Genomic DNA, 2,130 nt, shown 5'->3' on the forward strand with positions numbered 1-2,130 from the left:
GACGAGGCGGCTGTCGCCGGATGGGTGGAGAATCCCTACTGGCAGTATTTCTGCGGAGGGACCTTCTTTGAACATAAGCCCCCCATTGACCCGTCGAGCATGTCGAGATTCAGAGGCCGGCTGAAAAAGGCCGGGCTGTGGGAATTCCTGGAAGAGATGATCCGTACAGGACTTCGGTGAGGCTCGCCAAAAAGAGGAGACTCGAGGGGTCAACAGGATACGGCGGCACACGAGGGGCAGGTGCGGTTATCCAGCCTTGAATGCTGCTCCGGCCCGCAGCCTGATTCTCAGCCTTTTCCGCCGGGAAACAGCCGCCCCCTTGCCGACCTGGAAAGATGCAAATCCCTATTCACTAAAAAAGGGGAACAGCGTGATGGCGATGCGCTTTCAGCATCACAGGGGAGCCCCTTCGGGGTCGGGCAAGGGCGCGAAGTAGGTGTTTTTGATGCGATAATAGTTGCGCATGAGGAATGTCAGCGGCCTGCGGACGGGATAGAGATTCCTGCGAAAGAAGGTCAGGCGGTTCAGCTTGTCGAACCCTTCCCGCATGTCGGCGGCATCCCATGAAACCGTATCGCCCTGTCGGGGAAAATTCCAGGTGTTGAATTGCCGAGCCAGCTGCTCGGTGCGGAAAACCGCTTCGAAATGAAGCGGGCCCTTTATGATCAGAGGCTTCATCAGGGAGCCGCCGGCTACCGCCTCCGCCGCGGTGCGGCGAAGCCTTTCCCTTCCCTCGGCCAGATACCGCCGGCTTTTTTCGCCGGAGGTATAGGCGGCCTTGCTTTTATCCACGGTTACGGCCTTGGCCCAGGGCAAGACTCTCAGGGCCTGTTCGACGGCCACGTCTTCGCCCGAGACGAAACCGATGGGGATACCGAGCTCCCCGAGATAGCCTCCGTAGATGTCCATCTCCCCCACTGCGGCGCCGTTCAGTCTCAGCTCGGAGAAAACCCCGTAATGGGTATGTGGGAAAAAGGCGTCCGGCGTGCCCGAAGCGGCGTGGATGGCGACATACAGTATCAGGTCCAGACCGGTCACGTCACCGAACAGGGAGGGCTCGACATAATGGCCGCCGATGTACTCCGCCCTGGGGTCCAGCCGGTTTATCAGGCAGTTGAAGCCGACCTCATGGTTATCCTTGACCGTGACCCTTGCCGCGCCGCCGTCAAAGGCCCCGCGGACCACGTGATTCACATCCTCTGTCAGGCAGATCCTGCCGTACTGCCATTCCCGGGTTCCCATCCGGCACTGCCGCATGCGCCAAATCCCAAAGCTTCCCTCGATATCCGCAAAAACGCCTACATACATAGGTCGTGCTCCTGTGTTTCAAGCTCTGCAGGGAAGGTCTGCATCCATAGCCATTTCTCAGGGATGAAGAGGTTGGAACTTCATTGTTCATCCCACCCAGGTAATCAAGTTATCCACAGGCTCACGTTCCGAGCGGACGAGGTTGGCCGGAAAATCTTGGTCCGGATATCCCATGGCAATAGCAATCACCAGGCGCTTTGTCTCTGGGATCCCTGTATGCTCGCGAAAGACCTCCGGGTACAAGATTCCCTGGTCCTCGATGCAGGTCCCAAGTCCGAAATGCAGGGCTGCCAGGCAGATGTTCTGCATCACCGCACCGATATCAAGCAAAGGCCCTGATTCGGTCAATGCCTTGTCGCACACAATGACAACAGCCACAGGGGCATCGAAAAACCTGAAGCCTCTTTCAAACCACCAGGCCCGTTTCTCCTTGTCTTCCCTGGGGATATCCATGGCCTTGAACAGCCGTTTTGCCAGTTCTACCTGACGTTCCTTGTAGACGCCCTCCATGGGCCATCCCACCACCAGGTGATCCGGTTGCATGGCTGCACCGTTCTTGAGCTTTTCAACAACCCCTGCCCTGATCCGGTCCAGTTTCTCACCTGTTGCCACAACAAACTCCCATGGCTGGGTATTCATAGCCGATGGCGCCCAGCGTGCGATGTTCAGGATTTCCTTGATAACATCTCTTGACACCGGTCTGGATGTAAATGCCCGGACACTTCTTCGGAGATATATGCCTTCCACCAAATCCATCTCGCCTGCTCCTTTATTCAGATCGTTTTCAAGTCTGCCTCTTTTATTAGCAATAAGGATGATGCC

2 protein-coding genes and 1 pseudogene are annotated in these 2,130 nt (G+C 56.9%); 1 reads left to right on the forward strand and 2 read right to left on the reverse strand.

Annotated features, from left to right (window positions below; genetic code table 11):
• Positions 1 to 150, forward strand: a pseudogene (locus B3D59_RS07665) (transposase); the annotation flags it as partial.
• A gap of 243 nt (positions 151 to 393) precedes the next feature.
• Here the strand turns inward: B3D59_RS07665 and B3D59_RS07670 are convergent.
• On the reverse strand, positions 394 to 1,308 hold the full coding sequence (locus B3D59_RS07670; protein WP_286818749.1) for a M55 family metallopeptidase: 915 nt from the start codon (positions 1,306 to 1,308) through the stop codon (positions 394 to 396).
• Positions 1,309 to 1,395: 87 nt separating this feature from the next.
• Positions 1,396 to 2,130: nitroreductase (locus tag B3D59_RS07675; RefSeq protein WP_286818750.1), on the reverse strand; the 735-nt coding region annotated here is incomplete at its 5' end.

It is taken from the genome of Desulfobacter sp. UBA2225 (assembly GCF_002348205.1).
Taxonomy (GTDB): domain Bacteria; phylum Desulfobacterota; class Desulfobacteria; order Desulfobacterales; family Desulfobacteraceae; genus Desulfobacter; species Desulfobacter postgatei.